General features: G+C 66.2%; 22 protein-coding genes. 9 read left to right on the top strand and 13 right to left on the bottom strand.

Translation table 11 applies throughout. The features are described from left to right. Positions 1–177 precede the first annotated feature (177 nt). Complete coding sequence (locus ASC91_RS17120) at positions 178–2,955, top strand: serine/threonine-protein kinase (RefSeq protein WP_082532745.1); 2,778 nt, start codon at positions 178–180, stop codon at positions 2,953–2,955. On the opposite strand, the gene ASC91_RS17115 is transcribed toward ASC91_RS17120, so the two are convergent. Together ASC91_RS17115 and ASC91_RS17110 are read right to left on the bottom strand one after the other, a co-directional pair. After that, positions 2,925–3,584: a peroxiredoxin gene (locus ASC91_RS17115; protein WP_056199054.1), complete on the bottom strand. Its 660-nt coding sequence runs from the start codon at positions 3,582–3,584 to the stop codon at positions 2,925–2,927. The two genes, ASC91_RS17120 and ASC91_RS17115, sit on opposite strands and share 31 nt — an antisense overlap. A 149-nt stretch (positions 3,585–3,733) precedes the next feature. Next, positions 3,734–4,426 carry a hemerythrin domain-containing protein gene (locus ASC91_RS17110; protein ID WP_056199051.1) on the bottom strand — a complete coding sequence of 231 codons (693 nt, stop codon included), beginning with the start codon at positions 4,424–4,426 and terminating at the stop codon, positions 3,734–3,736. Between the two features lie 119 nt (positions 4,427–4,545). Between ASC91_RS17110 and ASC91_RS17105 the strand changes: the two genes are divergently transcribed. After that, complete coding sequence (locus ASC91_RS17105) at positions 4,546–7,008, top strand: winged helix-turn-helix domain-containing protein (RefSeq protein WP_056199048.1); 2,463 nt, start codon at positions 4,546–4,548, stop codon at positions 7,006–7,008. A gap of 357 nt (positions 7,009–7,365) precedes the next feature. Here ASC91_RS17105 and ASC91_RS17100 read toward each other — a convergent pair whose 3' ends face one another. Both ASC91_RS17100 and ASC91_RS17095 read right to left on the bottom strand, forming a co-directional pair. Further along, positions 7,366–8,160 (bottom strand): ornithine carbamoyltransferase, encoded by a 795-nt coding sequence (locus ASC91_RS17100; protein ID WP_056199045.1) that lies wholly within the window; start codon positions 8,158–8,160, stop codon positions 7,366–7,368. 168 nt (positions 8,161–8,328) lie between these two features. Then, positions 8,329–9,201 (bottom strand): alpha/beta fold hydrolase, encoded by an 873-nt coding sequence (locus tag ASC91_RS17095; RefSeq protein WP_235532014.1) that lies wholly within the window; start codon positions 9,199–9,201, stop codon positions 8,329–8,331. A 296-nt stretch (positions 9,202–9,497) separates the two neighbouring features. Between ASC91_RS17095 and ASC91_RS29520 the strand changes: the two genes are divergently transcribed. Continuing rightward, entirely contained in the window at positions 9,498–10,103 is a 606-nt protein-coding gene (locus ASC91_RS29520) for a hypothetical protein (protein ID WP_157281718.1), read from the top strand. Between the two features lie 743 nt (positions 10,104–10,846). On the opposite strand, the gene ASC91_RS30945 is transcribed toward ASC91_RS29520, so the two are convergent. From ASC91_RS30945 to ftrA, 5 genes are all read right to left on the bottom strand, one after another. Further along, positions 10,847–11,593, bottom strand: coding sequence for an aldo/keto reductase (locus tag ASC91_RS30945; protein WP_394326328.1), 747 nt, complete (start codon positions 11,591–11,593; stop codon positions 10,847–10,849). Beyond that, positions 11,496–12,431, bottom strand: a complete 936-nt coding sequence (locus tag ASC91_RS30940; protein WP_082532785.1) for a radical SAM protein — start codon at positions 12,429–12,431, stop codon at positions 11,496–11,498. Before ASC91_RS30940 ends, ASC91_RS30945 begins: the two co-directional genes overlap by 98 nt. Positions 12,432–12,437: 6 nt before the next feature. After that, positions 12,438–13,745, bottom strand: coding sequence for a radical SAM protein (locus tag ASC91_RS28880; protein ID WP_162247806.1), 1,308 nt, complete (start codon positions 13,743–13,745; stop codon positions 12,438–12,440). A gap of 2 nt (positions 13,746–13,747) precedes the next feature. Continuing rightward, complete coding sequence (locus ASC91_RS29515; RefSeq protein ID WP_157281716.1) at positions 13,748–14,113, bottom strand: hypothetical protein; 366 nt, start codon at positions 14,111–14,113, stop codon at positions 13,748–13,750. Between the two features lie 627 nt (positions 14,114–14,740). Then, positions 14,741–15,727 (bottom strand): transcriptional regulator FtrA, encoded by a 987-nt coding sequence (gene ftrA, locus ASC91_RS17085; RefSeq protein ID WP_056199039.1) that lies wholly within the window; start codon positions 15,725–15,727, stop codon positions 14,741–14,743. Between the two features lie 64 nt (positions 15,728–15,791). Here ftrA and ASC91_RS17080 point away from each other — a divergent pair, with 64 nt between their 5' ends. The 4 genes from ASC91_RS17080 to dbpA are packed head-to-tail and all read left to right on the top strand — an operon-like array spanning position 15,792 to position 20,201. Continuing rightward, on the top strand, positions 15,792–16,196 hold the full coding sequence (locus tag ASC91_RS17080) for a rhodanese-like domain-containing protein (RefSeq protein WP_056199037.1): 405 nt from the start codon (positions 15,792–15,794) through the stop codon (positions 16,194–16,196). A gap of 32 nt (positions 16,197–16,228) precedes the next feature. Beyond that, positions 16,229–18,442: an alpha/beta fold hydrolase gene (locus ASC91_RS17075; RefSeq protein ID WP_056199034.1), complete on the top strand. Its 2,214-nt coding sequence runs from the start codon at positions 16,229–16,231 to the stop codon at positions 18,440–18,442. Beyond that, positions 18,439–18,783 (top strand): translation initiation factor Sui1, encoded by a 345-nt coding sequence (locus tag ASC91_RS17070; protein ID WP_056199031.1) that lies wholly within the window; start codon positions 18,439–18,441, stop codon positions 18,781–18,783. The genes ASC91_RS17075 and ASC91_RS17070 overlap by 4 nt, the downstream gene beginning before the upstream one ends. 20 nt (positions 18,784–18,803) lie before the next feature. Next, complete coding sequence (gene dbpA / locus ASC91_RS17065; protein WP_056199030.1) at positions 18,804–20,201, top strand: ATP-dependent RNA helicase DbpA; 1,398 nt, start codon at positions 18,804–18,806, stop codon at positions 20,199–20,201. A gap of 266 nt (positions 20,202–20,467) precedes the next feature. Here the strand turns inward: dbpA and ASC91_RS17060 are convergent, their stop codons facing one another. After that, complete coding sequence (locus ASC91_RS17060) at positions 20,468–20,968, bottom strand: hypothetical protein (RefSeq protein ID WP_056199027.1); 501 nt, start codon at positions 20,966–20,968, stop codon at positions 20,468–20,470. A gap of 197 nt (positions 20,969–21,165) precedes the next feature. Between ASC91_RS17060 and ASC91_RS17055 the strand changes: the two genes are divergently transcribed. Beyond that, a complete protein-coding gene (locus tag ASC91_RS17055; protein WP_056199024.1) occupies positions 21,166–22,068 on the top strand; it encodes a hypothetical protein in 903 nt (300 codons plus the stop codon). Between the two features lie 128 nt (positions 22,069–22,196). After that, the gene (locus ASC91_RS17050) at positions 22,197–22,421 is read left to right on the top strand and encodes a hypothetical protein (protein WP_056199021.1); all 225 of its coding nucleotides are present in this window, start codon (positions 22,197–22,199) and stop codon (positions 22,419–22,421) included. A 3-nt stretch (positions 22,422–22,424) separates the two neighbouring features. Here the strand turns inward: ASC91_RS17050 and ASC91_RS17045 are convergent, their stop codons facing one another. Genes ASC91_RS17045 through ASC91_RS17035 form a run of 3 tightly spaced genes read right to left on the bottom strand, consistent with a single transcriptional unit; the run spans position 22,425 to position 25,329 of the window. Continuing rightward, complete coding sequence (locus ASC91_RS17045) at positions 22,425–24,194, bottom strand: glutamine--tRNA ligase/YqeY domain fusion protein (RefSeq protein ID WP_056199018.1); 1,770 nt, start codon at positions 24,192–24,194, stop codon at positions 22,425–22,427. 54 nt (positions 24,195–24,248) lie between these two features. Beyond that, complete coding sequence (locus ASC91_RS17040; RefSeq protein WP_056199016.1) at positions 24,249–25,064, bottom strand: hypothetical protein; 816 nt, start codon at positions 25,062–25,064, stop codon at positions 24,249–24,251. 10 nt (positions 25,065–25,074) lie between these two features. Continuing rightward, positions 25,075–25,329, bottom strand: a complete 255-nt coding sequence (locus ASC91_RS17035) for a hypothetical protein (RefSeq protein ID WP_056199013.1) — start codon at positions 25,327–25,329, stop codon at positions 25,075–25,077. Positions 25,330–25,345 lie beyond the last annotated feature (16 nt).

Genomic DNA, 25,345 nt, shown 5'->3' with positions numbered 1-25,345 from the left:
TCGGCCATGCGCCTGTGCAGGCCTGCACCTACAGCGGCACAGGTCCTGGTTGCGGGCGTGCGCCGCCTCATCGACCCGGTCATGACGGCGGTCTGACGCAACGGCGCAGGCCAGGCTGCCCGCTGTCCACCGAGTTGGGGACGGCACGGGCGGCCTGCCGACCGCAAACTGCGGCGCATGACTGCGATGTCCTTCGACGAGCTGCGCACGCTGAGCCAACTGCTGGACGAGGGCCTGGAACTGGCGCCCGCGGCGCGCCCGGCCTGGCTGGCGGCGCTGCCCCTGGGGGCGCTGCGCGAGCGTTTGGCGCAGATGTTGGATCGCCATGACGCCGGGGAGCACGAGGGCTTCCTCGCCGCGCTGCCAGGCCTGGCAGAACCGCTCGCTCTGCGGGCGGGCGAGCGTGTCGGGCCCTATCGGCTGCTGCGCCCGCTGGGCCGCGGCGGCATGGGCGAGGTGTGGCTGGCCGATCGGGCTGACGGCCTGTTCGAGCGCCAGGTGGCGCTGAAATTGCCTCGCGGGCACTGGGCTGACGGCGAGGCCTTTGCCCGGGAGACCGGTCTCGTCGCCCGCCTGGAGCACCCGCGCATCGCGCGTTTGTACGACGCCGGCCTGGAGCCCGGCCCCGACGGCCAGCCGCGGCCGTATCTGGCCATTGCCTACGTCGAGGGGCGGCCGTTGGACGAGGCGGCCGCCGGACTGGCGCTGCCGGCGCGGCTGCGCCTGTTCGTGACGATCGCCCGCACGCTGGCGTATGCCCATGGCCGCCTGGTGCTGCATCGCGATCTGAAGCCGGCCAATGTGCTGGTCGACGCCGAGGGCCGGCCGCATCTGCTGGACTTCGGTATCGCCGCCGTGCTGGGCGTCGTCGGCCCGGGCGCGCCGCCGCCGGCCTGCACGCCGCGTTACGCGGCGCCCGAGTTGCTGCTGGGCGGTGAGCTGAGCGTGCAAGTCGACGTCTATGCACTGGGCGTCATGCTGGGCGAGTTGGTGGCAGAGGCGGGCGATGCCGACCTGGCCGCTGTCGTCGCCCGCGCCTGCGCGACGGAGCCGGGCCGGCGCTACGCCAGCGCCGACGCGCTTGCCGACGAGGTCGAGCGTTGGCTGCGTCAGGAGCCGGTGCAGGCGCGCCCTGCGGCGCCGCTGCGGCGGTTGGGCCTGTTGCTGCGTCGTCGCCGTCGTGCCGCGATGCTGGCTGGCGGCGTGCTGGTTGTGGTTGGCGCCCTGGCCGTGCAATTGGCTGGCCAGCGCCAGCGCGCTGCTCAGGCCGCCGAGCGCGAGAACGTGGCCACGACGTTCGTCGCCGAGATGTTCCGCTTTGGCGCCGAGCCGCAGGCCCGTCATCCTCACGGTGACGGCGAAGTGCCGCTGCTGGAGCGCGGTGCGCAGCTGATTGAGCAACGCTTTGCCGGCGATCCCGCCCAGCGGGCCCGGCTCTACCGCGTGCTGGGCGATGCCTACGAAACCATGGGGGCCGCGCCACTGGCCGTCAACCTGCGGGAGCGTGAACTGGCCTCGCTGCGTGCCCAGGCCGCGCCGGCCGACGAGACACGCGCGGCTGCGCAGCGCCTGGGGCGTGCGCGGCTTGACGCCGGGCGGCCGGACGAGGTGCTGGCGGCCCTGCCCGACACGCCCGGCGACGTGGACACCGGCCTGTTGAAGGCGCGTGCCCTCGTCGATCTGGGTCGCATGGACGAGGCCGAGACGTTGCTGGCGCGCCTGCCCGCGCCAGCCGATGCCGCCGGGCAGGCGTGGCGCCACTTGCTGCGCGGCGAGCTGCTGAACCGCCGTGGCCATGAGCCCGAGGCCCTGGTTGAGTTCCGCGCCGCCGCTGCAGGCGAGGACGCGCTGGCTGCCGCTGAGGCCGGCCTGCGTGGCGCGCGTTGGGCCGCCCAGCAGGGTCGGCACGACGACGCCCTGGCCCTGCTCGCGCCGGCTCTGGCCACGCTGCGCGAGCGCGGTGGCCTGTACGCGGTGCGCGCGGAGGTCGGCGCGGCCAACGTCTGGTCGGCCATGTATGCGACGACGCTGTCGCTGCCTTTCGAGCGCGTGCGCGCCGAGCTTGAGGCCTGCCTGCAACGGCTGCGCGCCCTGGGCGACGGTGTGCCGCCGCTGCTGCTCGCCCAGGTGCAGGGGCATCTGGGCAACCTGCTGTTGAGCTGGGGCGATGTGGCGCAGGGCGCGCCGCTGGTGGAGGCCGACTACACGCAGCGCCTGCGGCTGCTGCACCGCCCGGTCGAACTGACCATTGCGCACGGCCGTGCCGGCGATGCAGCCATGGAGCGCGGGCAGCACGAGTTGGCGGCCCAGCGCTTTGCGCTGCGCCGCCAGGCCCGTGTAGTGGCCGGCAAGGGCCTGCATCCGCTGCTGGCCGGAGATATCCGCAAGCAGGCGCTGAACGCCAGCATGGCGGGTGAGATGGCCGGCGCGCTGCGTTTTCTTGACGAAGCGCCGGCGCCCGAAGCGCTGCGCGGCGCAGGGCACGACCCGGCCTGGTACGAAGAGGTGCTGCGCGAGGCCCGCGCCCGCGTCCTTGTCGACAGTGGCGACGCGGCGCTGGCCCGCCAGGCGCTGGCGCTGGCGTCGCGCCACGATGTCAAGCCGCAGGACGCCATGCTGACGGCCGGCTTCGCCACCGGGCCTGAGCTGCTGCGCGCTGAAGGCCAGTGCCTGCAGCCGGACGCCCGCGCCGGCTTGGCCCGCATGCGCGCCTTCTTCGCCGCGTTGAGCCTGCCGCACCACCCGGCCGCGCCGCAGATCGCGCGCTTGCACGGCGTGGCCGCGCTGTGCGCCTGGCGCGCTGGCGACCGCGACCAGGCCGCGCGCTGGGCCGCGCTGGCCCGCACGGCGCTGGCCACCCAACCGGGTGTCAGCCCCTACTACAGCGCGCCGCTGCACCGCCTGGAAGCCCAGGCGTGCGGGTCTCAGGTGGGCTGCTTGGTGATGCGCAGATAGGGCTTGGGCGCCTTCCAGCCGGCCGGGAACAGCGTCTTGGCGTCCTCGTCGCTTACCGAGCCGGCAATGATGACGTCGTCGCCCTGCTTCCAGTTCACCGGCGTGGCGACCTTGTGCTTGGCGGTCAGCTGCATGCTGTCCAGCACGCGCAGGATCTCGTCGAAGTTGCGGCCGGTGGTCATCGGGTAGGTCAGCATCAGCTTGATGCGCTTGTCCGGGCCGACGATGAAGACCGAGCGCACGGTGGCATTGGTGGCCGCCGTGCGGCCCTCGGAGGTGCCTTCGGTATCGGCCGGCAGCATGTTGTAGAGCTTGGCGACGGCCAGGTCGCTGTCGCCGATCATGGGGTACTTGGGCAGATGGCCCTGGGTCTCCTCGATGTCGGCGGCCCAGCGGTGGTGGTTGTCGACCGGGTCCACCGACAGGCCGATCAGCTTGGCATTGCGCTTGGTGAATTCGGGTTCGATCTTGGCCATATAGCCCAGCTCGGTCGTGCACACCGGCGTGAAGTCCTTGGGGTGGGAGAACAGCACGGCCCACTTGTCGCCGATCCAGTCGTGGAACTTGATCTCGCCTTGCGTGGTCTGGGCGGTGAAGTCGGGGGCGATGTCGTTGATGCGCAGGGACATGGTGGTCTCCGTTGGGGGCTTGGGTGGGGGTGGGGCCTGCTAACACTGCGGCAATTCGCGGCCCATTGCCGCAGTGTTAGCAGGCCCCATGATAGGAAGGAAGCAAGGGCCTGTTCCGCATGAGCTTGATCGAAACAGGTCTATGGAAATCAGGCGGCCAGGCTCGGGACTTCGGCCAGCACGCCCGCCCAGACCTCGGGCGGGATCGCGCGGCGGGCGATCGGGCCGTAGCGCGCCCACTGCTCGGGGGTGCAGACGGTCTTGAGCGAGTGCACGAACACGCGCGTGGCGCCGACGGGTGAGTTCTTGGTGCTGCCGAACGCGGCCAGTGACGCGACGCCGTGGGTCACGAGGTGGTCGAAGCCGCCGTGGGCGATGCCGGCCGACACGCACCACTGGGCGAAGAGGGCGGCCTTGCCTTCCTTGGGCAGGCGGTTAACGAGGGGCATCATGATGTCCTCCTCGTGCAGCAGGTGCGCCTCGGCACAGCCGCGGTAGGCGGCGAAGGCATCGCGCAGCGCGCCGACGCCCAGCGGGATGGCACGCGTCACGGCGGCCTGCAGTTCGTGCTCGTCGACATGCTCGGCGCGGAACATCGCTGCGTTTGCAGCGCCGTCGAAATGCAGGTCCAGCATCGACGTGATGCCGCCGCCCGCGCCCTCCACGCCGTCTTCCATGGCCGCATGCACGGCGATGGCGTCGACATATGCGGCCCAGGCCGGCGCGAAACCGCCCAGGTCGCCGCGCTCGGCCAGCGGCGCCAGCACCTTGGCCAGGTCGTTGCGCAGCACCTCGTGGTAGTTGCGCATGATGGCGGGAACGGAGACTTCGGGTTCGGTCATTGCGGCTCCTGGTGGCGTGTTGCTGTGGGACGAATGCTCGCGGCAGGCGCGGTTCGATGGTTGTTCAACGTTGTTAAACCCGCGGCCTTACAGTGCCCGGCGCAATCACCGGAGCCGCCTTGCCTGCCACCGAACCCGCCCACCCGCCGACCCAGCCGCTGCGCTTCGGCCCGGGCGGCCGCTTCGAGCTGCGCCCGGCGGAGTACCGGCTGCTGGTGGACGGCGAGCCCTCGGCCCTGGGCGGCCGCGCGCTGGACCTGCTGCTTACGTTGGCCGCCCGCCCCGCCGATCTGTTCACCAAGGCCGAGCTGATCGAGCGCGTCTGGCCCGGGCTGGTGGTGGAAGAGGGCAACTTGCGCGTGCAGGTCAACGCGCTGCGCCGCCTGCTGGGCGAGGACGCCATCGCCACCGTGCCCGGGCGCGGCTACCGCTTCACCGCCGCGCGGCACGACGAGGCACAGGCCGCCGCCGCGCCGCCGCCCGCGTCCGACACGACCACGCTGTTCGGCCGCGACGCCGACCTGGCCCGCCTGCGCCAGGCGCTCGCCGCGCCCGGCTGCGTGAGCGTCGTCGGCAGCCCCGGCGTGGGCAAGAGCAGCCTGGCGCGCGAGGCGCTGGCGCGCTGGCCGGGCCGCAGTGCCTGGGTCGACCTGGCGCCGCTGACGCTGCCCGCACAACTACCCGATGGCATCGTCCGTGCCTTCGGCGGCCAGCTGAGCCCGGGCGAGGCGCTGCCCCAGCTGCTCAACCTGATCCCGGCCGACGTCGACCTGCTGCTGGTGCTGGACAACGCCGAGCACCTCGCCGCGGTCTGCGCCGAGTGGGCCGCCCAGCTGGCCACGCTGCCCCGGCTGCGCCTGCTCGTCACCAGCCAGCTGCCGCTGGGCGTGGCCGGCGAACGCCTGCTGCGCCTGGAGCCGCTGCCCGTGGCCGAGGGCGTCGACGGCCCCGACCCCCGCGAGGGCGCGCTGGCGCTGCTGGTGGCCCGCATCCGCGCGGTGGACGCACGCTTCGACGTGTCCGCCAGGTCGCTCCCGCTGCTCGCCGCGCTGTGCCGGCAGCTTGACGGCCTGCCGCTGGCGCTGGAACTGGCCGCCGCGCGCGTGCCGCTGATGGGCCTGCAGGCCGTGCACGACGCGCTGGCCGAGCGCTTCGCGCTGCTGTCCCGTGGCCGGCGCGATTCATCGGCCCGCCACCGCAACCTGCTCGACGCGCTGGACTGGAGCCACGGCCTGCTGGAGCCGGCCGAGCAGCGCCTCTATCGCGCGCTGGGCGTGTTCGCCGGCGGCTTCACGCTGGACCTGGCCGTCACGCTCAGCAGCGACGAGCACACCAGCCGCTGGGACGTCGTCGACGGCCTGGCCACGCTGGTGGAGCGCTCGCTGGTCAGCCTCGACAACCAGGACCCGCCGCGCTACCGCCTGCTGGAGACGATGCGAGCCCATGCGCTGGCCCGGCTCGGCGACGCCGACGGCCATTCCGCACGCCGCCGGCATGCCGTGGCCGTGCTGGCGCTGATTGCACCCAGCGACGATGCGGCGCTGTGGCTGGCCGACATGCAGAACGTCCGCGAGGCCTTCCTGTGGGCGCGCGAGCACGACCTCGCTACCGCCGCCCAGATCGGCGCCCGCGCCGCGCGGGTGATGGTGTTCACCGTCTGGCGCCACGAGGTGACGGAGTGGATGCTGTCGCTGCTGCCCGCGATGGAGGCCCGCGGCGAGGCGGTGCCACCGCAGGTGCAGGCGCTGTGGTGGTCCATGCTCGGCTACCTGCTGCTCATCCGCAGCGACCCGCGCGCCGTGCCGGTCTCGCGCAAGGCCGTCGACCTCTGGCGGCCGCTGGGCAACCCCGCCGAACTGCTCATCGCCGCGGCCCACTGGGTGCGCGCCTTCACCGAGGACGCGCCCGAGCTGGACGAGGCCTGCACGCTGCTGCGCGAGCTGGCCGCGGGCGACGACTCGGCCCCGACGCGGCTGCGCCTGAACGGCGCGCTGGCCGTGGTGGCCCGCCTGCGCCGCGACACCGCCGAACTGCTCGCCTGCATGGAGCGCGAGCAGCTCGCCGCCCGCGAACTCGGCCAGTCACAGCGTGTGCAGGTGGCCGAGAACAACATCTGCCTGACGCTGGTGCGCCTGGGCCGCTTCGAGGAAGGCGCCACGCGCACCCGCGCCCTGCTGGAGGTGCTGGATGCAGACGGCAGTGGCAGCAACGGCAGCCTGCCCTGGGTGCTGAACGCCCTCGTCGAAGCCCTCATCGGCCTGGGCCGGCTTGACGAGGCGCAGGCCCTGCTGCCGCGGTCCCTGGCCGCACAGCGGCGCTTCGGCACGACGGTGGCCTGGCTCGGCATCCTGCCGCTGCTGGTGGCCCACGGCCGCATCGAAGCCGCCTGCCGCCTCGCCGGTCATGCGCGTACGCGCTGGACGGCCAACGACACGACGCTGGACTCACTGGAACTTCGCGCGTTGGACGGCGCGCTGGACGCCGGCCGGGCCTTGCTGGGCAGCGACATCACCGCGGCGCTGGAGGCGGAGGGGAGGGCGTTGGGGGATGAGGCGGTGGAGGGGTTGGTGTTGCGACGGTAGGCGGGTGTGGCTCGTGGCGGCTGCTCAGAGACCGCTTTGCAGCGACTGCCGTCTTTCGCGGCCAGTAGCCGGCTTCTCGGTCCAGGCCACGAAGCCGTCATCGGCTCACCTGTCGACTTGCCACCTGTGATGACCGCTGTCGCGGGTGAAGCAGCCACCCAGGCGGCCTGGCCGCCGCTCACCGCGCCAACCCGCGACGAATGTCTGCTGCCTGACGGGTCGAACGGGTGATCCCGACCGAGAGCGGAAGTCGGCCTTGGTGAAGTGAACAGCCAGAAAGCTGCCGTTCAACGTTGAACATGAGCGGCGGCTGGAAGCGTGCGAAGCGCGTTGGAAGACGTCCGCTCGGTGGAAGGGTTAGCCATTTAGTGCATACCGCATTAGGGCTCTTTGTACGGGCAAGAGGAGCTCCTTTTGCTGATAGCCAACAAAGCCCGAGTACGCCAGCGGATCGAATGAAAGTTCACGCCCAATCGCGAACGGCGGGGTGGGTAGCAGCTTGGGCGAACCCATCTCGGCAAGGAGCGCTTCTGTCAGTGACCTACGAGAGCCTTCCGCACCGGCGGGCCACCCGTCGGTGATCACGATGTCGGCAAATGGTGGCAACTCCTCCGTGAATGTCACGCTTCTCGTTGGTTCATGGAACTGAGCGTCGCAAACGTGCGTGACAGTGAATCCGAGTACGCCGGCCAATTCATGCCAAGAACGGAACACGTTCGTTGGCGGCCCCCAGAGGCAGATTCGAGCTCGCTCCAGCGGAAGCAGTCTTGAGTGGACGTAGTAGGCATCCGTGAGTACTTCGCACGGGTGGCCGACATTGGACATTGCGTTGATCACGGGCCTGCAAGTGGCCTCTGTGAATTCGGCCAGGCGCGCGTGATTGGACTCGCGGATCACGTAAATGTCATAGAACGGATCGAGGTAACCGGCTAGGTCGCAAGCTCGCTCGCCGGTCTTGAGGAAGTTTGGCAGCTCAGTAAAGGCCAACCCAAGTTCCCGGAACGCCTGGATGAAAGTCGTTCGAGTCCGGATGCCGTTACCCTCGAAGGACCAAGCGACCGTGCCAGACAACTGCGTTGGCGGACTGGCCACAAGATCCCAGACCTTGAGAAGGTCGGCGCTGCTGAGATCCGAAAGGCGAAGGAGGTTCATTCGGGTCTAACTTGTTGTAGGTGGATCGTTAACGATTTCTGCCCAACATTCGAGCATGCGATCAAGGTGTCCGCTGGACTGTCGACGCGACAGCAAGCCGACATTGACCACAGACCGCTCCTGGCCGGGACTACCCGTTCGCGAATACGCCGGAAGCGGCCACACAGGCTACCCGACGGCCTGCACGAACTGCTGGATTGCCCTTGCAGCCTCGGTTGGCGCCGCTTGAAGAAGGCAATGTGGGCCAGAGATCTGCACCACGCGCGCCGCAGGCTGAATGGCACGAATGATGTCCCCCGCTGAGGCCGGGACCACGCGGTCCTCGCTCGCACGCAGGTACAGGATGGGAGCGCTGACCCGACCGAAGTCCGAAGCGACATCGACCGAGAGAACGGCCTTCAAACGTGATCGCAGCGCTGTGGCTGAAACACCCGCCAGCGCTGAGCCAAGAGCAGCTCGGAGCTTTGGCGTTTCAAACCGTCCCAAGAGCAGGGCCGCTGCAAGGCGCGTGGGCACCACCTTGACGGGGGCCAGCCCGGTCAGGTTCTTGAGCAGCGATAGACCGGGGTACGGGTTGCGTACAAAGGTGCAGCAAAGGATGAGGCCCATGACCCTCCCGGGGTGGTTCGCTGCCAGTGAGATGGCAATCGGGCCGGAGAAGGATTCACCCAACAAGATCAGCGGACCCTCGGCCGGCAGACTTGCTTCCGCCAAGCGCTCAAGTACGGAATACCCGGCCGGTGGCGCCGATGGATACCGCACCACCTCGACTTGAACCTTGCCAGCTAGCGCCTCTACGAGGGGATCGAACAGCGAGCCTGTGCCATCCATGCCAGGCAACAAAACCAGGGTGGTCATGAAAGGAGTATCGAGCGTAACCGCCGTGTCAACCTGCGATGTGGGACCGACGAACAGGCCGAGGCAAATCCGGCCGAGATGATGTCCGCCCAAGTAATCGGTGTGGTGCCCGAAGGCGACCGCTGGGTCGCCGTAGTTCCTCACGACGAAACACTGCTGTGCATCGGCCCGTTCGATACGCACTCAGCGGCCCACGATGCATATGCGACCGCTGCATCGACGGCACTTCGTAGGGAACCCCGCGGAAGCACGCACACATGAAGGGGAGATGGTCCCTCGAAGCCCGCAAGGCCAACGAGACCTTCAAGCCGGTCTGGATCGGCTGACACTCCCCACGTCGGCTTTACAGCGAAATCGCCCACTGCGTCGCATTGGGCCGGCGCGCGCTGCGAACACTCGAGTCAGGGGGGTGTGCGCAGGATGCCCTAGTTCGACTGCGTCGTATTCTGCGTGCCTCACAAAACGCAGGGAGAAATGCAATGAATGGGTTTGCGGTGAAGAGCTGTGGTGCGCTGGCCTTGCTACTCAGTTTTGCCGGCGCCGCGAACGCGGTGTACGTCGTGGACACGGGTCAACCGGCTAACACGGGCGTTGGATCCACGTCTTCGCCCCTTGGATCCGTGTTAGACGGAACCGTGAGTACTGGGGGGTCGTTCTCGGTCAGTTCATCAACGACTATCTCGGCAATCGAAGGCTTCATGGTCGTGTTCGGAGGTGGCACCTTGGCCGTGTCGTTGCACGCGGGTTCGCCCACCGGCCCGCTGCTCTTCAGCGCGCAGAAAGCCGTTCCCTGGCCAACGGCCTTCCCCTTCGAATGGGTAGGCATTGATGGCTTGAACTGGACAGTCCCTGCGGGCACATACGGTTTCACAATTGGCTCACCTGACTGGTTTTCGGCAAACATGCCATGGGGCGCCCCGATGCCACTCGGCGAAGAATGGCAGGGATTCAACGGCAACTGGAATCGATTCGACGAAATGGACCTTGGCTTCAGAGTCAGCGCAGTTCCGGAAGTTGCACCCCATGCTCTACTGTGTGCCGGCCTAGGTCTGATGTTTGCCATGAGGATCCGCCGCAGGGTCTAACGCGCTTAAGGGGCATCGCTGCAACGTGGCGCGCCTCGACCAGCGACGCGGCTAGCCGCCTTTGACGTCTCGGCCAGGAGCCGTCGCTCGTCAGTGCCATTGGACGGCAGCAAAGTGCCCAAAGCCGAAAATGACCGGGTGGCAGCAGGAGGCTGGGGCTGGCATCCAGTGTCGGCGGCCCATCGACCGCTGCTGCCAGCACCGGTCGTTTGACGGTTTCGCAGTTGCATGACTGATCCACCACCGGAACCGGACCTTGAGAGTTGGTCTTGCCTCAGCCGACCAAAGAGTGAGGTGCGGCCGGGATCAACGGCAGCTCTCCTTTCAAAGCGCTTTCTCGCAACGACGGCACGGCAATTCTCAAGGTCTGCAAGCGCACCATATCAAACGACCTGGAGCGCGGCGAGCTACGTCCGCAGAAATTGTCGCCAGGCATGCGTACTGGCACCATGACGTGTTCTATCAGTGGCTGAACAGGCGTCTGGGTGGAAGTGTGACGCCCTCGTGCGAAGGTGAAGAACATGTAGAGGCATACGGTCTTGTCCTCCCGGATAAGCTGTCGGCTGCAAATATCGAACAACACGCACTGCTGGGGCGTGCCGTCAAGACCGTGGGTTCTGAGTTGGTATCTGCGCCTAAGCCTCGGCGCCAGAGACTAACGGACGCCGAGTGAATCCGCCGCCTCAATGCGCACGTTGGAACCAATCAGCATTGATGTTGGTCAGTTGCCGGCGGTGACCTTGTCACAAGCCCGCCATTCCGCCTTGAGATGCAGAATTTATGTCATCCTTGTACGCAGTCAATTGGATTAGCGTATGAGGTGCGATTACCAACTGAGCTAAGGGTAGCGCACCCCTCAAAGTGCTGATCGCCTCATTCACTATCTGCGACGGCTGAATACGTGCCGGAGTGTTAGCAAATGTCCCGCCAAATAGAGTACGGACCAATATTCGTTGACCGGCTTTGCGGCTTCGATTCAGCACAGATGGGCTATTCAGGAGCTGTCTGCTTATCATTATGTCGCTATTAGGCGAGAGCTCGACTGCCGCTCGAAATGTTACAGAATCGCTGACTGAGCATCCCACGCGATGAGAAATTCCTTGCCGTAACACGTCTTCACAGAACCGAAGAAAATCATCCGAACGAACCTGCCGCACCGCCGGATTATGCAAAAGTAGACAACTGACGCGCGATCTACGAAGCCTGGTCAGGCTCCCCTCCAGACTTCTCCAATACTCGCTGTATGAGTATGCTAATTGAGGCAGCGTGGAATCAATGTTAACGCCGACCTTGGTTGTGATCGCCAGATCCTCTGAGGAAAAATCGCCAAGCGCCTCCTCCGCGATGCCACGGCAGTATATTGGCGCGGTATCAAATGAGCGAAAGCCAAAATCAATCGCTCGCGATAAAAATCGCTGTACGTTGTGTCGGCTGCGGGGGCGCACCTTCAGACCATCGAATACCCCTGCTAGGCGCATTGTGCCTATCACTAGACCGATTTTTCGCGGCGCAATAGAAGCTGCATCTAACATCTGCAGAGCAGTAGCCATTCTTCGTATTTTCTTTCACCGTGGCAGGATCGTCAAAGACTGAAGCAAGCGACTTCCCATAGGGGCATAGACGGATTTCACCAGAAGGTGATATGTAGATTTGGTTGCCGCAACATCGCCCTTGTGAGGGGGGGCTCAATCTACTCTCGAGTCCTTGGTAAAATTCAACAGGTAGAAGAAATCTAGCCTCCAATTTCTTGATATCTTCGCGTAGCACATCGGTGCTGTACCTTGGAAAGCTTCTATTCCTTTGAATTTCTGAAAATACCAAAGGCGAGAACTCGATGGAACACTGAGACGCCTTCACACTTCTATATACGTCGTCAACTTCATTGCCATTTAGGTCGTAAAAAGAGAAGCTAATCGCTCTAGAGTTGGCTTCAGAACACGCCTCAAGCAAGCGCTTGCCGGATTCAAGCGTTCGTGAAGTGCGCCCAATTCTCTGAACGGCACTGGAGTCGACCGATACGGTCACACGCTCAAGCAGTCGCGACATGCGACTTAGCCGCTTTTCACCAATGGCATTGCCGGCGGCAGTTATGATGGATACGGAAATTCCGTACTGGTGCGAAATTCGCACAAACTGCGCAAAACGGGGATGATGTGTCGGCTCACCGCCAGTGAGACAGATTGCAGTTACACCAATATCGCGCAAGCGAGTAAGCGCACGACAATACGTTGCCACCGACATATCCGCTCGACCAGTGTCGGCACGGAAGCAAAACGTACATCCAATCAGACAGCGTTCGGAAACAGATATCAGCGCGGTGCGTCTCATTTCGTCTCACTGAAGACCGGTGTCATCCCAAAGCGCCAACTCCACCAATCGTTGATAAAAGGCGCAGAACTCTGGGTCTGGGAGATCAATGGACGTCAGAAATGCGTCGTTCTTACTTGGACCACCGCAAACCGCTATGGCCGGACATCGCTCGCAATCGCTATACGGTGCAATTTCTTTGTTTAGTCGAGTTAACAGCGAACTGTCAGCGCGAATCTTTTCTATTGGAAATATAAATTCCGGATTTTTCCAATTGATATCGCATATGCTTATTTTCGATCCTGGCAACAAGGCAGCAACTATTGCATTGCCAGCTTGCAAGTGCTCATATGCAGTTGATCGACGAGCGTCTAGTGCTTGATACACACGGTCAGCTGCAGAGTGGAAGATTCCTCCAAGCTGAAGTGCTCTGAAACGAGCATTCACTAAGCTTTCTGCTAGTATTTTTCCGGGAACTTCCCATTTCCCAGTCGCGGGAATTGGTGTGTTTGCATAGAGAAAACGTACGCCTAGCGATGATATGCCGTACTCGACTATTTGATTTAGGTTGTCGTAGTTAAATGGCGTGGGAGTTATATTCAATCCAACCAATATGTCGCCGGCGCCTACCAGCTTTGAGATGCTTCGTTCGATCTTGGAGTCGGCCGGAGTGCCGTTCAAAAGAGTTCGATATTTCTGATTGATTGCGGGCGGGCCGTCATATGAGACTCCGACGCCATAATGAAACTCCTTAAAATGGGAGAGCATTTTATCAGTTATCCGCATGCCGTTTGTTACAACGGTATGTTGTACTCCGCGCACTTTTAATTTCTTTGCGAGACTGCGTGCGAAATGGTCACCGTACTCCATTAGATCAAAACGAATTGTTGGCTCGCCGCCAAACCATTGAATGGAAACCTTGTCTCTCCCTTGGTTAGACTCAAAAAGGAAGGTTAATCCCTCTTCCAGTTCCTCTTGGGTTATATCTTTGGCGCCTGTATTGGTCTGGACAAAGCAGTACTTGCAATCCATATTGCATTTGTCGGTGACGACAATACGAAATCCACATACTCGTTCCGGCGCTGACCGGGGCTGCGAATTGGCGAGTCGAAGCAGTAAAGAGTCGCGGTTGGTCCTGATGGATTCAAGTTCCGAGAAGCCTAGGTCAGTCAATAGGCGTTTGGCTGCCGAATCCTTCCCCGTGTTTAGTGACTTGATTTCACTTGAGTTGAGGAAAACACTTTCAAGTGAGACCGCATCAAGAACAACATAATCACTCCCGGAATTGAAGACCGGATAGCGACTCCACAAAAGATCGTTTGTCGCCGAGTCCATAGTTAATTCTTGGTTTCTGTCTTCTCGGTGGCGATGCTTAGGCTCTTGGTGCATTCCTCAATGAGCTTCGTGTAGCGCCGCTGAAGCGCCTCGGTATTTGATTTTGTGGTTCCATCGGCGAGGACAATGATTCCTGGAAGGGACGGATTCGGCGCAATTACGACGATGCCATGGGGCTTCTGCGATATGGCCAAGATCGCACCGGGAAGTTTTATCCAGTCGACCTTGCTCGCGATACATTCCATGACCTTCTTCTGCTTTGATTTAAAACCCTTTTGCTCACTAAACCAAATGCCAGCCTTGGCTTTCGAATCAGTAACATCGGCCTGAATCAAATGGTCTGTCTTGACACGACGCGCTGTTGCCATGTTGTCCTCCGCGTAGGTTGATTGCAGTTAAGATGCAGGCGATGTTTTAGCTTGTAATGCCGCAATATGAAAGCTGTGTCGCCCAAGATTAACCCTATCCTTAAATTTTGGGATGACGAAATATTGGGCATCGTTTATGAACGCGGAGAGTTCGAGCGCGGGTAGGAACTAGAAGTGGGTATGTCTTGAGCAGTCGGGCTGGTGCCGGCAAGCGAGCAGCCCCGCGCTCAAGTTCCTTGGCTCGCAGCGACATCCCCGGCCGCGATGGGCGGGCCAAAAGTCGCGAATTCGACTGCCAGTTGACGGTGCGACATGCCGCCCACGAAAGCTGGATGACAGCACCAGCCCCGAGACCGGTCATTGAAGACGGCGACCGGACGGATGAGTCGATGACTGGTTCGTGCCGCGTACTGTGGGCTCAGCTCGGGGACGCGAACGACTGCAGCCGCTGTCGGGCCGTCTATCGGTACAGATCTCGAATTTCGGCTTTGGGCACTTTGCGGACGCCCGCGACGCTTGACCTTGCGGCTGCAACGGGTCGGAAGCTGTCAGCGAACGCGCCGAGGCGCAGGCCAGCTTGCAGCCGAAGCAGTCTTCCGGCCCACGCACGTCTTCCAAGACGCATCCCTACCGCGCCACCCCAAAACTGCTCCGATAAGCCCGCGGCGCCAGCCCCAGCCGGGCCTGGAAGTGGTGGCGCAGCGACTGCACGCTGCCAAAGCCCGCCTCGGCCGCAATGCTTTCAACGGGCAGGCTGCTGGCCTCCAGCAGTCGCTGCGCCTCGGCCACGCGCTCGGCGATCAGCCAGTCGCCGGGGGACTGGCCGGTGGCCTCGGTGAAGCGCCGCAACAGCGTGCGCGGGCTCATGGCGCTGGCTACGGCCATGCGCTCCAGCGTCCATGGCGCGCGCAGGTCGGCGCGCACCAGGTCCATCAGGCCGGACAGCCGGTTCGTGCGGTCGCGCGGCACCGGTCGCTCGATGAACTGCGCCTGCCCGCCGCCCCGGTGCGCCGGCATGACGAGGCGGCGGGCGACGCTGTTGGCCGCCTCCACGCCGAAGTCGCTGCGCACGAGGTGCAGCATCAGGTCGATGCCCGCCGCGCTGCCGGCCGACGTGAAGACGCGGTCCTCCTCGGCGTAGAGCACGCCGGCATCGATGTCGATGGCCGGGTGGCGCTCGCGCAGCTTGTCGGCATAGCGCCAGTGCGTGGCCGCGCGGCGGCCGTCCAGCAGGCCGGTGGCGGCCAGCACGAAAGCGCCCGAGCAGATCGACGCCAGCCGCGCGCCGCGCTGCCAGGCCTTGCGCAACCGCTTGGCCAGCGCCTCGGGCACCGGCACGTCGGCACCCTTCCAGCCGGCCATGACGATGAGGTCGGCCTGGTCCAGCAGCTCGATGCCGCCGTCGCTCGTCACGCTCAAGCCGCCGTGGGCGCGCAGCGGCCCGGGCTCGATGGCGGCACTGGCGAAGCGATACCAGCCCAGGCCCATCTCCGGCCGCGCCAGGCCGAAGACCTCGGCGGCAATGGCGAACTCGAAGGTGCACAGGCCGTCGTAGACCGGCGCGACGACAAGCGGCCCCGTCGTCGTTGGCGAAATCTTGTCGATGCTTGTCATGTGCGCCAATTGTGGCGCAGCGCCCCGCTGGGCACGATGACGACACCATCAACCAGGAGCCGAAATGCCCAGCCAAGTCACCGCCATTCCCGCCGCGCCCGCCCATCTGGCCGAGGCCCACTTCGCCGCTGAGTTCACCTTCGAGGCCGACTGCTGGGACGTGCACGATGCGCTGGCCCAAGGCGCCGATTTCGTACTGCTGGACGTGCGCTCCGCCGAGCTGTTCGCCCGCGGTCATGTGCCAGGCGCCATCCACTTTCCGCACGGCAAGCTTGTCGAGAGCAAGCTGGCTGCCTGGTCCAAGGACACCCTCTTCGTGACCTACTGCGCCGGCCCGCACTGCAACGGCGCAGCCCGCGGCGCGCTGCGCCTGGCGCGGTTGGGCCGGCCGGTGAAGATCATGGCCGGCGGCATCACCGGCTGGCTGGACGAGGGCTTCGAGCTGGCGACCGCGGCCGTGCCTGCCTGAGCCCTGGACCGAGGCGCGGCTAGCATGTCGTGATGAAGATCCTCATGACCCTGCTGGCCGCCCTCTGCGTCACAAGCGCGGCCTCGGCCCAGACCCTGACCCTCGAACGCCTCACCGCTGACCCGCCGCTCGCCGGCCGCCTGCCGCGCCAGGCCGAGATCTCGCCCGGCGGGCAATGGGTCAGCTTCCTGCGCCCGTCGGCGGCGGACAGCGAGGTGCTGGAGCTCTGGGCCCAGCCGAGCAGCGGCGGCGAGCCGCGCAAGCTGGTCAGCGCGGCCGACCTGCTCGGCGGCGCGGCCCAGAAGCTCAGCGAGGCCGAGAAGATGGCGCTGGAGCGCCAGCGCATCAACCAGCGCGGCATCACCGGCTACCAGTGGTGCGGCAGCGGCGACAGCGCGTTGCTCTTTCCACTGTCGGGTGACCTCTATCTGGTCAAGTTGAGCGCCGGGGGCCCTGAGGCCCAGCGCCTGACGAACACGCCCGAGGCGCCCAAGCAGGACCCGCGCTGCGCCCCCGACGGCAAGACCCTGGCCTATGTGCAGGGCGGCGAGCTGATGGTGCTGCCCCTGCAGGCCGGCGCACAGCCACGCCCGCTGTTCGGTGCGCGCATGAATCCCCGTGTGACCTGGGGCCTGGCCGAGTTCATTGCCGGGGAGGAACTGGGCCGGCATCGCGGCTTCTGGTGGAGCCCCGATGGGCGTCAGCTGCTGGCGCTGCGCGTCGACGAACAGCGCGTGGGCTTGAAGACGCGGGCGCAGATCTTTGCGGACCGCACCGAGATGACGGAGCAACGCTATCCGGCTGCCGGTGAAGCGAATGCCCAGGTCTCCGCCTTTGTCATCGGCGTTGCCACCGCAGAGGCGCATGCGCTGCAGCTGCCGACCGGCGCCGAGTACATCTCTCGCGCCGGCTGGTTTGCCGACGGCACGCCTTGGCTGCAATGGTTCAACCGCGACCAGACGCGATTGACGCTGACCGAGTTCAAACCCAATGCCGCGCCACGCGACATCACCGTCGAGACCGATGCGGCCTGGGTCGAAGTCCATGACGATCTCATCGAGACGCCGCGCGGCCTGCTCTGGTCCAGCGAGGCAACGGGCCGTCGCCAGTTGCTGCTGGTCAACCGCGCGACCGGACAGCGCACCCCGCTGACGCAGCAGGCCGAAGCGGTGGCGCATGCGGTGTGCGTGGGTGAGCGAGGTGTCGTCTTCGCCGCCGCCGGCGACCGCGGCAGGACCAGGGAGCTTTACCTGCAGCCGCTGGCCGGGGGCAAGGCCCAAGCCTTGTCAGGCATGGCTGAACGCCAGTGGCGCGATGCCAAGGCCGACAGAGCCTGCGCCCGCCTGCTCGTCACCCGCTCGGCCTGGGGCCAGCCACCGCGGCTGGAACTGCGCAGCCTGGGCCGCGACAGTGCCATCGCCCTGGCCGGTGATGCGCCCGACCCGGCGCTGGAGGCCTTCGCCAACGTCCCGCTGGCACTGGACCTGACGGCGGCCGACGGCAGCACGCCGTTGAATGCCTTCTTCTTCGCGCCCGCCAGCCGTCCCGGCCAGGGCAAGCATCCCGCCATCGTGCTGGCCTATGGCGGCCCGGGCTCCGCGACGGTCAACTGGGGCTGGGGCCGCGACATGCCATTGATCGCCTACTGGCAGCAGCGCGGCTATGGCGTGCTGATGCTCGACGTGCGCGGCATGGAGCACCGTGACCGCGCCTTCACGCGTGCCCACTACCGGTCCTTTGGCCAGCACGAAGTGGCCGACCTGTTTGCGGCCGTGCGCCAACTGCCCAGCCGAGTGAACAGCGTGGACCCGACGCGCATAGGCTTCTTCGGCTGGAGCTACGGTGGCTTCCTTGGCGCGCGGGCGATGCTGGATGCCGACACGCCGTTCGCGGCTGCCGTCGCCGTTGCGCCGGTGACTGACTGGACGCTCTACGACACGGCCTACACCGAGCGCTATCTCGGCATGCCGGAGGGCGGCAAAGCGGCGACGTACGCCAGCGCCAATCTGCCCGCTCGCGCAGCGCTGCTGAGCAAACCGCTGCTGCTGGTGCACGGCACGGCCGACGACAACGTGCTGTTCGAGCACACGCTGCGCCTGGTCGAGGCCCTGCAGACCGCCGGCAAGACCTTCGACCTGCAGATCTACCCCGGCAAGGCCCACGGCATCGCCGGCCGCGCAGCGCGGCTGCATCTCTACCGCACGATGGATGCCTTTTTCGAGCGGCATCTGAAGCCAGCGCCATGAGCCTCGTCTACTCGACCGACGTCGGCCGGGTCTGCCCCGGTTGCGGGCAACCCATCGCTCAATGCGTCTGCAAGGCCAAGCTCCGCCCGGCGGGCGACGGCATCGTGCGCGTCAGCCGCGAGACGGCGGGGCGCAAGGGCAAGGGCGTGACCGTCATCAAGGGCCTGCCGCTGGACGACGCGGCCCTGACCGCGCTGGCCAAGCAGCTCAAGGCCCTGTGCGGCAGCGGCGGCACGGTCAAGGACGGCGTCATCGAGATCCAGGGCGACCATCTGGACAAGGTGATGGTCTGGCTGAAGGCGCGGCCCGAGGGCTGGACGGTCAAGCGAGCCGGCGGTTGAGCCCCAACGACAATCGCGGTATGACCGATACCGCTTTCGACCGCCTGCCTCTCAGCCCCGCCATGCTGGCCAACCTCGGCCAGCTCGGCTATGCGCAGATGACGCCCATCCAGGCGGGCAGCCTGCCGCTGGCCCTGGCCGGCAAGGATGTCATTGGCGAGGCGCAGACCGGCTCGGGCAAGACCGCCGCCTTCGCCATCGCGCTGCTGCATCGGCTGAAGGCCGACCTGCCGCGCGTGCAGGCCCTGGTGCTCTGCCCCACGCGCGAGCTGGCCGACCAGGTCACGCAGGAGATCCGCCGCCTGGCCCGCGCGGCCGACAACATCAAGGTGCTGAGCCTGTGCGGCGGCAACCCCATGAAGCCGCAGATCGAGAGCCTGTCCTTCGGCGCCCACATCGTCGTCGGCACGCCGGGGCGCCTCATCGACCACCTGGAGCGCGACACGCTGGACCTGTCGGCGCTGAACACGCTGGTGCTGGACGAGGCCGACCGCATGCTGGACATGGGCTTCCTGGACGACATCAAGGCGATTGCCAAGCGAGCGCCCGCCAACCGGCAGACGCTGCTGTTCTCGGCCACCTTCCCCGAAGGCGTGACCGAGATCGCCGCCAAGTTCATGCGCGAGCCGCAGACGGTCAAGGTCGCGGGTTCAACGAGTGCCGCGGCGTCGACCATCCGCCAGATCGCCTTCGAGGTGGGGGAGGGCGAGCGCCTGGACGCCGTGCCGCGCCTGCTGCGCGCCTTCCGGCCCGAATCGACGATCGCCTTCTGCAACACCAAGCAGCAGTGCCGCGACCTTGAAGCCGTGCTCGCCGCCCAGGGCTTCATCGCGCTGGCCCTGCATGGCGACCTGGAGCAGCGCGATCGCGACCAGGTGCTGATCCAGTTCGCCAACCGCAGCGCCTCGGTGCTGGTGGCCACCGACGTGGCCGCGCGCGGTCTGGACATCGCCAACCTGGCCTGCGTCATCAATGTCGACATCAGCGCCGACGTCGAACAGCACGTGCACCGCATCGGCCGCACCGGCCGGGCGGGCGCGGAAGGCCTGGCGCTGAGCCTGGCCAGCCTGGACGAGATGGGCCGCATCGGCCGCATCGAGCAGCTGCAAGGCCAGGAATTCAAGTGGGAGCCGCTGGATGCCCTGAAGGACGCCCCCGGCGGCCCGCTGCTGCCGGCCATGGACACGCTGCAGATCCTCGGCGGCCGCAAGGAAAAGATCCGCCCCGGCGACATCCTCGGCGCGCTGACCGGCGAGGCCGGCTTTGCCGGCACGCAGATCGGCAAGATCAACGTGACCGACTTCCACAGCTATGTGGCCGTGGAGCGCGGCATTGCCAAGGAGGCGGTGCGCCGGCTGTCGCTGGGCAAGCTCAAGGGTCGCAAGGTCAAGGTCCGCCGGATGGCCGACCTGGAATAGGGCCTGTTAGCGCCACGGCAATGGGTCGCGAAGGCCCGCCGCAAGGGGCCAATCTAGACGCAGCGCGCTGCCCGCACTCGCGTGCGGGCCAGGGCTGCAACAACGAGTGGCCCCTTGCGGCGGGCCTTCCCGAAGGGTTGCGGCCAGAAAGACCGCATGCTGTGTTGCAGATCCTCGCTGGGCATGAGCCCAGCTTACGGTCTGCTGTCGTGCCTGCGGCCTTTCTGGCCACAACGCGGCCCATTGCCGTGGCGCTAACAGGCCCTCTAATTCAGCCCCTGCTTGGCCCGTTCGCGGGCCATGTAGTTGGCTTGATCGCGATCACGATCGCGCTGCACGCGGGCCTCGCGCGTCTCCCAGTCGCCGCAGCTGAAATAGGAGCCACCGAACAGCCAGCCCAGCAGGCTGGAGTCGTCGACAGCTTTCCCTTCACCGCCGGTGCAGACCATCGCCGCCTTGGAGCTGCTCTGCTCGGTCAGTGCTTCCTGCACGAGCATGGAGCGCGACATCAGCACCGAGGCCGGCATGGCCACGGCCAGCAGCACGCCGCCGATGACAACGCCCTTGGCCCAGCGTGGCAGCGCGCCGCTGGCAGGCGCGGGTGCCGCCGCCGCACGCGCGGTTGCCGGTTGGGGCCGGTTGAAGGGAATCGTGGCGGCGAAGGACGTCGCCTCGGTCGCCGTGGTGGTGCCCGAGCGGCCGCCCGCGCCACTCAGCAGCCGCGGCTGGGCAGGTTGTTGGGGCGGATTGGTTGTGGCGGCCGGCATGGGGTTCGAGGGCCCCCGAAAGAGAGCCGAACGCGATGCTAGGGAGGCCGTTGCGGGCGGATTGTGAGCAATTGCAAGGGCGCGGCGCTGAGGGTGGAAATGCGTGGAGGAAGTCACGATCTCCAGTTGCGCCATAACGTGCCCGTTCAGGGGTGGTCACCATTCCCGGGCCTGGCTGGCAGAGCTACATTCGGCCCGTGTCCAGCATCCTCGACCTGCTCAGACGCCGCCTGTTGAAGGGCCTGCCAGCGCTGCTCGCGGTGGCAGCCGGAGTGGCCCATGCGCAGGAACTGACGCTGACGCTGCGTGCGCCTGACAGCGAGGCCGACCTGCGCAACGCCTACATCCGCGATGCGGTGCAGTTGGCGCTGGACAAGACGCGCGCGACCGACGGCGCTTACCGCCTGCAGCTGTCAGCGCCCATGAACAAGCGGCGCGCGCTGCTGGAAGCCGCCCAGCAGGCCGCACCGAACTTCCTCGTCGTCACCGGGCCGGAAGCCGGCCGGGCCGCGGGCCTGGTGCCGGTGCTCTTTCCCATTCATCTGGGCGTGAATCGCTACCGCGTCTGCTTCGTGCACACGCCCCAACGCGCCGTCGTGCGCGAGGCCGATACCTTGAGCGCGGTGGCGCGGCTGCGCCACGTGCAGGGCCGCGGCTGGGCCGATGCGGACATCCTGCGCGCCAACGGCTTCACGGTCGCCGAGGCCAACGGCTACGAGGCGCTGTTCCAGATGGTGGCCATCGGCCGGGCCGACCTGTTCTGCCGCAGCGTGCTCGAGGTCGGCCAGGAAGTGCAGGCCCACACCGGCCTCAAGGGTCTGGCGCTGGACGACAGCCTGCTGCTGTCCTACGACCTGCCGCAATACATCTATACCCATCCCGGCAACCAGCAAGCCATCGAGCGCATTGCGCGCGGCCTGCGCCAGGCCTTTGCTGACGGCTCGCTGCAGGCTCTGCTGCGCCAGCACCTGCAGCCCTCGCTGGCGCTGCTCAACCTGCCTCAGCGCCGGTTGATGACGCTGAACGTGCCCAGCCCGGCCCTCATCGAGATGAACGACCGGCCCTTCCAGATCGACGTGCTGCGCGGGGCGCTGCGTTAGGACATGCTACGGGCGTGACATCTTGGCGCCCGGGCAGTCAAGTGCGGGGGGCAGCAAGTTCAGCTGCGACCTTTTCACGCGCAAGGGCCCCATGCGGCGCCTAGTCTGCAAGCAAGACGAGGTGCCCCATGAACTCACGCCCCATGCCCCTGATGAGCGACAACTACGAGTTGCGTTTCGAATCCCTGTTCCAGGCCGGCCGCGGACTGGCCTTTCCCTGTGATGCGCAGGGTGGCGTGCGGCTGGATTCCCTGAGCGACCGGGCGCGGCAGAACTATCTGTTCGCCCGCGCCGTCGTCGGCCGCGAATACGCCGTGCCCATCGTGCTGCGTTGCGGGGGCGCGCGCGACTGAGGGCTATTTGGAGAAGCTGTCCTTCAAGCCGGTAATCTTGTTGAACACCGGCTTGGTCGCGCTGTGGTCGACGCGATCCGTGACGAAATAGCCGTGGCGCTCGAACTGCCAGCGTTGGTCGGCGGCGGCACCGGCCAGTGAAGGTTCGACGAAAGCCTGCACGACGCGCAGGGAGTTGGGGTTCAGGAACTCGATGAAGTCGCGGCCACCAGCATCGGGCTGGGGCTCTGCAAACAGGCGCTCGTACAGACGCACTTCAGCCGCGACGGCCTCGTGTGCCCCAACCCAGCCAATCGTGCCCTTGACCTTGACGGCATCCGCGCCCGGCGTGCCGCTCTTGGTGTCGGGAATGACCGCCGCCAGCGCCGCGGTGATGTTGCCCGCGGCGTCCTTCTCGGCGCCGGTGCATTCGATGATGTAGCCGGCCTTCAGGCGCACCTTGTTGCCGGGGAACAGACGGAAATAGCCCTTGGGCGGCACTTCGACAAAGTCCTCGGCCTCGATCCACAGTTCGGGGCCGAGCGAGAACTTGCGCTGACCCAGCTCAGGCTTGTGCGGGTGGGCGGCGGTCTCGCAGGGCTCGCGGTGATCGTTGGAACCGAAGACTTCGGCGTAGTTCGTCAGCTTGAGCTTGAGCGGCTGCAGCACGGCAAAGGCGCGCGGCGCCTGCGGCTCGAGGTCGGCGCGCAGGGCCTGGTCGAGCACGGTGTCGTCGATCCAGGCGTTCTGCTTGCTGGCGCCCGTGGCCTCGACCATGGCACGCACGCTGGCCGGCGTGAAGCCGCGGCGGCGCAGGCCCACCAGTGTCGGCATGCGCGGGTCGTCCCAGCCGCTGACGTGCTCTTCTTCCACCAGCTGGCGCAGCTTGCGCTTGCTGGTGACGACGTAGTTCAGGTTCAGGCGGCCGAACTCGATCTGCTGCGGCAGCGGGCGGGCCAGCATGCCGAGGTCGGCCAGGTGCTCCAGCAGCCAGTCGTAGAAGGGGCGCTGGTCTTCGAACTCCAGCGTGCAGATGCTGTGGGTGATGCGCTCCAGCGCGTCCTCGATGGGGTGGGCGAAGGTGTACATCGGGTAGATGCACCACTTGTTGCCGGTCGCGTGGTGCTCCGCATGCTTGATGCGGTAGAGCGTCGGGTCGCGCAGATTGATGTTGGGCGATGCCATGTCGATCTTGGCGCGCAGCACCATGGCGCCGTCGGCGTGCTGGCCGTCGCGCATTTCGCGCAGGCGGGCCAGGTTCTCAGCCGGCGTGCGATCGCGGAAGGGGCTGTTGACGCCGGGGCGGCCGAAGTCGCCGCGGTTGGCGCGCATGTCCTCGGCGCTCTGCTCGTCCACATAGGCATGGCCGGCGTTGACCAGCGCCTCGGCGGCGGCGTACATGAAGTCGAAATAGCTGCTGGCCTCGAACAGGTTGTCGCCCCAGGACCAGCCCAGCCACTGCACCATCTCCTTGATGGCGTTGACGTACTCCAGCTCCTCCTTCTCGGGGTTGGTGTCGTCGAAGCGCAGATGGCAGGCGCCGCCGTAGTCGCGCGCCAGGCCGAAGTTCAGGCAGATGGCCTTGGCGTGGCCGATGTGCAGATAGCCATTGGGCTCGGGCGGGAAGCGGGTGCGGATGCGCGCCTCGTCCAGCGGGCCGGCATTGTGGTGGGCGGCGTCGCCCGGCGTGCCGGCGAAGTGGCGGCCGGCGAACGCGCCGGTCTCGAGGTCGTTCTCGATGCGCTGGCGCAGGAAGTTCGTCGCAGGTGCAGCGGGTGCAGCGGGGTTGCTCATCGTCGGCTCTGGAAATGGAAGCGGGCCGTGTTCCAGGCCCGCAGTGCGCCGATTCTAAGGACGTGGCTGCTGTACCCGCAGCGGCAGCCGCACATGGGCCAGCCCAATGCTGATCCAGACGGCCACGCTGAAGTACAGCGTCATCCAGACGACTTCGCTGCGCCAATGCGCCCAGTCGTGCGAGACCGTCCAGCGGCTGCTGGCATCGGCCACACCCGCCACGAGGCTGGGGTAGGCCCGGCCGGCGGCTTCGTCGGCCAGCCAGCGTGCCCAGTACATGGGCACATCCACCGCGAACATATAGGCCGCGTAGATCGCACCTGCGACGATGGCCAGGCCCAGCCAGCGCCGCGCCGCTCGCGTGGCGTGCGGCCACATGGACAGCAGCGCCAGCACGCTGAGCAGGGCGACCGTGCCCCACAGGGTCTCTTCGACGACATGGCCGATATTGCGCGTCGTCAGCACGGCATACCAGGAATTGACCTCGGCGATGGCGATCAGCGGCAGCACGGCGCCCGCTACCCGGAGGCTGAAGCGGTGCCCGGTCGCCAGCGCCGCGCCGCGCAGCAGCAGTGCCCATTGGGCGGCAAAGCTCAGCTCGGCGATGGTGGCGACGGTGCGGCCGACCAGCACGCTGGACGCCCAGGAATCCACCATGACGAGGCGCGGCACGTCAAAGACCGGCAGCAAGGAGCGGTAGCCGCAGCCCAGCACGTAAAGCGCCGACAGCAGCAACTGCAGGCGCTGGTGGGGCCAGGTGGTGCCGTCGGGGCGGTTGCGGTGCAGCCAGGCGGTCGAGGCCGTCCAGGCGATCAGATTGAGGCCGGCGATGGCGCAGAGCAGGTGCCACCAGTAGGTTGCGTCGAGCATGGTGTTCTCCTCAGCCCGCCTTCGGTGGCCGTCCGGTCTTGACCGGCGCCAGCCGGTCCAGCGCGGCGGCCAGCGCCTTGGCGTCGAGCTGGGCCAGGGCCTGCAAGCCCGCGCGCAGCAGCTCGCTCTTCTTGGCTTCACGCTTCACGTCGTGCAGGCGCAGCTTGAGTTCCTTCAGCAGCGCGTAGTCGGCTTCGGGCATGGTGAAACCGTCGCGCACGAGCTTGGCGCGTTCGGGAGGGGCGGGTTTGCGGGCGTGGCTCATAAAGATGGAAACCGTT

The sequence above is a fragment of the Pelomonas sp. Root1237 genome, assembly GCF_001425055.1.
Lineage (GTDB): Bacteria > Pseudomonadota > Gammaproteobacteria > Burkholderiales > Burkholderiaceae_C > Pelomonas.
Note: the sequence above shows the minus strand (reverse complement) of the source record. Positions and strands in the feature narration are given on the sequence as shown.

Coding starts and splice junctions, on each gene's coding strand:
- ASC91_RS17120 (WP_082532745.1), top strand. CDS start 178: ATGACTGCGATGTCCTTCGACGAGCTGCGCACGCTGAGCCAACTGCTG.
- ASC91_RS17115 (WP_056199054.1), bottom strand. CDS start 3,584: ATGTCCCTGCGCATCAACGACATCGCCCCCGACTTCACCGCCCAGACC.
- ASC91_RS17110 (WP_056199051.1), bottom strand. CDS start 4,426: ATGACCGAACCCGAAGTCTCCGTTCCCGCCATCATGCGCAACTACCAC.
- ASC91_RS17100 (WP_056199045.1), bottom strand. CDS start 8,160: ATGAACCTCCTTCGCCTTTCGGATCTCAGCAGCGCCGACCTTCTCAAG.
- ASC91_RS29520 (WP_157281718.1), top strand. CDS start 9,498: ATGAATGGGTTTGCGGTGAAGAGCTGTGGTGCGCTGGCCTTGCTACTC.
- ASC91_RS30940 (WP_082532785.1), bottom strand. CDS start 12,431: ATGAGACGCACCGCGCTGATATCTGTTTCCGAACGCTGTCTGATTGGA.
- ASC91_RS28880 (WP_162247806.1), bottom strand. CDS start 13,745: ATGGACTCGGCGACAAACGATCTTTTGTGGAGTCGCTATCCGGTCTTC.
- ASC91_RS29515 (WP_157281716.1), bottom strand. CDS start 14,113: ATGGCAACAGCGCGTCGTGTCAAGACAGACCATTTGATTCAGGCCGAT.
- ftrA (WP_056199039.1), bottom strand. CDS start 15,727: ATGACAAGCATCGACAAGATTTCGCCAACGACGACGGGGCCGCTTGTC.
- ASC91_RS17080 (WP_056199037.1), top strand. CDS start 15,792: ATGCCCAGCCAAGTCACCGCCATTCCCGCCGCGCCCGCCCATCTGGCC.
- ASC91_RS17075 (WP_056199034.1), top strand. CDS start 16,229: ATGAAGATCCTCATGACCCTGCTGGCCGCCCTCTGCGTCACAAGCGCG.
- ASC91_RS17070 (WP_056199031.1), top strand. CDS start 18,439: ATGAGCCTCGTCTACTCGACCGACGTCGGCCGGGTCTGCCCCGGTTGC.
- dbpA (WP_056199030.1), top strand. CDS start 18,804: ATGACCGATACCGCTTTCGACCGCCTGCCTCTCAGCCCCGCCATGCTG.
- ASC91_RS17060 (WP_056199027.1), bottom strand. CDS start 20,968: ATGCCGGCCGCCACAACCAATCCGCCCCAACAACCTGCCCAGCCGCGG.
- ASC91_RS17050 (WP_056199021.1), top strand. CDS start 22,197: ATGAACTCACGCCCCATGCCCCTGATGAGCGACAACTACGAGTTGCGT.
- ASC91_RS17045 (WP_056199018.1), bottom strand. CDS start 24,194: ATGAGCAACCCCGCTGCACCCGCTGCACCTGCGACGAACTTCCTGCGC.
- ASC91_RS17040 (WP_056199016.1), bottom strand. CDS start 25,064: ATGCTCGACGCAACCTACTGGTGGCACCTGCTCTGCGCCATCGCCGGC.
- ASC91_RS17035 (WP_056199013.1), bottom strand. CDS start 25,329: ATGAGCCACGCCCGCAAACCCGCCCCTCCCGAACGCGCCAAGCTCGTG.